The organism is Enterococcus gallinarum NBRC 100675 (assembly GCF_001544275.1).
GTDB lineage: Bacteria > Bacillota > Bacilli > Lactobacillales > Enterococcaceae > Enterococcus_D > Enterococcus_D gallinarum.
Genome location: NZ_BCQE01000067.1, coordinates 1 through 3,482, shown reverse-complemented (window position 1 = coordinate 3,482; position 3,482 = coordinate 1). Strand labels below are relative to the sequence as shown.

Sequence of the window (3,482 nt, the reverse complement as noted above, 5' to 3'; positions counted from 1 at the left end):
TTAATAGATTAGTTGCTTGTTGTCTACTAAAAGACGAGATAGGAGCAAAATATTGGAAGCCATTCATTTTTGTAACTACCCCACAAAAAAACTTATCATGTTTATCATATGAATAATCCGGTACAGAAGAATCAAATTTTTTTAAGTATTTAAGGTATTTAGGATCTATCTCATAAAAATCTAAATCTGCCAATAATATCCCTCCAATTGCTGTTTTTTTTAATAACTACCCTATATTTTAACATAAAAACAAGCGCCCAAGTATATACTTGGGCGCTTGTTTCAGTTTTTTCGAATTAGGCTGGTTTTGATGAGTTCCATAAACTCGAATTAGGCTGGTTTTGATGAGTTCCATAAACTCGAATTAGGCTGGTTTTGATGAGTTCCATAAACTCGAGAGAATTAATAATCTCTACAGTAATTTTAACAAACCTTTCCTAATAATCCAACACAAGCGTTGACAAAACACTTATATTTTCTAATTAATCCAAAATTAATTTTAAAGCTTTATAATTAATTTGATTTTTATTGTAATAGTTTAAATTTAATTGAAATTGGTATATACTTAATTTATATATATTTTGAAGAATGGAGAATGATTGAATGTCCACGCAAGCAGAAAAAATCCGATTATTAGCTGTTGATTTATTAAAAAACAGATCCCTTAACGAACCTATAGATAACGATTTGTATGGTATTAGATACAGTCAGCTTAAAAAAAAAATAATGGAAGATTCTAATCACGAGTTTACTGATGGGGCTGTTACAGGTGCTCTATATACACTTACTGAGAGAGTAGAAAATATTTATAAGATCAAAAACAATCATGGTACGTATTTTTATTATTCTGAGGATTATAAAGACAATTTAGAAATTACCCGAGAGAGTATAACTACCTCTGAAGAATATAAAGATTTAACCGATATGATAAAAAATTCTGAAGTTAAAGTAAGAGAAATTTTACGAAATGCTAGTCAAGGTCGGTATACTGAAACGACTAATTTAGATATAGAACATTTACGTAAATTACTTAATTTAACAGATCAATTAAGCAATTTATTGAAAACCTACGAAGCAGAAAAATCTTTTGAGGCAATGGAAAATTATAGATATAGCCAATTTGATAACTTACCTTTTTAGACTTTTGTTTGAATTTATTTTATTAATATCTGGTTTTATAAAAAGCCCTAATAATCCTCTCTAAGAGATTATTAGGGCTTTTCGCATAATTAGTAGCCTTTATCTTCAACAGGCTGTTAAAACGTGAAAATAAGCTGAATAAACCTATTTTAATCTTAATTCTTTCTTTTATTAGGTTTTGGGTATGTAGGGCTTGCCCTGCACGAGCGATAGCGAGCCTTACACAAACTTTGTCCTTTCAGCAGACAAAGTAAATGTGCGAATAAAAAGCAAATCATTTTTAAAGCTCATAAAATGCGTTCTAAGGTGTTTTAACGATCATGCCGACAAACTAAACGAAATAAACACTAAAACCTCTTAAAACGCAAAATATGACGTTTAAATGGTATTTTAGTTTATATTGCTATCTAAAATCTGCTTTTGGGTTGTTAGGGCTTGCCCTGACCGCCTGAAAGGCGCCTGATGAACAAGAAACAAGAATTACCTGAAACCACTAAAACCGTCTTAGAGAGCCTTATATGGCGTTCTAAGACTAAACTAATTCGCCTTTGAACAACGGTTTTGATTTTGCCCTTAGCGAGTGAACGAAGTGAACGCTGCAAGTAAAATGTGAGCGTGTTTTTCGCTCACTCCTTTTTTAATTTTTTGTTTGTGGTTCTTTTTTTTGAATAGAGAAACAAAACACACGCGCACGCGCGCTTTTATATTTCCTTTATATTTCTTTAATACTTTATAATACTTAGGGAAATTAGAATGGCTTAACAGCAAGGTTTACGAGGATAATACCATAGTAAAATACACACCACTCCACAGTAAAAAGCACACCACTCCACAGTAAAAAGCACACCACTCCACAGTAAAAAGCACACCACTCCACAGTGTTTTTTTTTTTTACTCGCTTTTTATAGTTGTTTTTTTATATAATGGTTTTATATGAATGATTAGTATGTTTGAAAGGAAAGTTATTATGGCTAAAAAACAAAACTATATTTGGCGGACCGACCGTAATTTTGCATTAGATGAATATGAAAAACAACAGTATTACTATGTCGTTGAGTCTAATGACTTAATCACTAAAGCTAGACATGATTTAGACGCTAGAGAATTAAAAATTATGGATTATGTGGTGTCAAAAATTAAACCAGATGATGAAGATTTTAATATTGTTCAAACATCCATGTATGAATTAACTAATGTTTTAAATTTAAAGAGGAATGGACGAACATATAGTCAATTAGCTGAAAGCCTTGAATCTATGAGAGCTAAAAGCGTTCGTGTATATAACGAAGTTGAAAAACGTTTGACGTTAACAGGTTGGTTTGAAGTTGTTGACCTTTGGGAAAACGGGAAAATTCAATTAAAGATTAACAAGCAATTCGCTCCTTATCTTCTCCAATTAAAGCATGACTATACGCAACATTTGTTGATAGATACAGTTAAACTTAAAAGTAAATATTCTATCTTGCTTTACAAACTTATGAGAGAGGCGGATAAGGATAAAGGAAAATCAATCGCAATCTTACAGGGAACTCCTGAAGAGTTTAAAGAGTGGTTAGGCGCTCCAGAAACCTATGACTATAACAGACTGAAAGAAAATATTTTGAAAAAAGCAGTCGAAGAAATTAATCTAAAAATCGACGATATGGACTTAGAAATTTTACAAGGTCGATACGGTCGTAAAGTGGTTCAAGTGGAAATTCATAACAATTGGACGGTACAACGAGCAACGGAAGAAAATTCGAAATACGTGGAAAGCATTTCTACTCATGATTGGCTGAATGGAGGCAAATGAAATAAAATTCAAATACATGAGCGAAGCGAATTTTAATAAACACGCTTGACGGAAAAAGAGTACAGATCACTTACGTGAAACTGTACTCTTTTTTAGCACAAACCTATCAATTTTTCGTAAGAAAAATTTGGTGGGTATAAGTGCGCCCTTGCTCTTATTCTTTGAGCACTGGAACGCCATTTGAAAATGTCGTTCCAGTGCTCATTTTTTCGTTTCGTCTCATCTTTTCAAAAAAATTATTGCTGTTCTTGTACTTTATAAGCTAAGTCACTTTATTTATACTGAGTTGCAGCTTGTTCTAAATTTGTAAACTTACAACAATTTCTATACTGAGGGTGTTTAGAATCAATGCCATAATGGTAAACCCTTTTTGCTGTTTCTTGAATGCGACGTTCATTTTGTCGACAAAAGGTCAGTTCTGTAGATAATAAACCGACGTATTTTTGATCTTTTTCAAGAGAAAAGTCTTTGACTTTTAAAACAGAGTCATCTGCAGGAACCATGAAGCAAAATCTAATGCTAGAAATATTACGTCCATCTGAATTTTTAA

The 3,482-nt window shown here is 32.1% G+C and carries 4 protein-coding genes; 2 read left to right on the top strand and 2 right to left on the bottom strand.

Going from position 1 to position 3,482, the window contains the following annotated elements; genetic code table 11:
• Positions 1–193, bottom strand: a 193-nt coding sequence (locus EG2_RS18040; RefSeq protein ID WP_174520218.1) for a type III toxin-antitoxin system ToxN/AbiQ family toxin, incomplete at its 3' end; no start/stop codon positions are given.
• 410 nt (positions 194–603) lie between these two features.
• Between EG2_RS18040 and EG2_RS18035 the strand changes: the two genes are divergently transcribed.
• Together EG2_RS18035 and EG2_RS18030 are read left to right on the top strand one after the other, a co-directional pair.
• Entirely contained in the window at positions 604–1,140 is a 537-nt protein-coding gene (locus EG2_RS18035; protein ID WP_060815704.1) for a hypothetical protein, read from the top strand.
• 967 nt (positions 1,141–2,107) lie between these two features.
• Positions 2,108–2,932, top strand: a complete 825-nt coding sequence (locus EG2_RS18030; RefSeq protein ID WP_060815702.1) for a replication initiation protein — start codon at positions 2,108–2,110, stop codon at positions 2,930–2,932.
• A gap of 272 nt (positions 2,933–3,204) precedes the next feature.
• Here the strand turns inward: EG2_RS18030 and EG2_RS18025 are convergent.
• The coding region (locus EG2_RS18025; RefSeq protein WP_174520217.1) for a type III toxin-antitoxin system ToxN/AbiQ family toxin at positions 3,205–3,482 on the bottom strand (278 nt) is incomplete at its 5' end.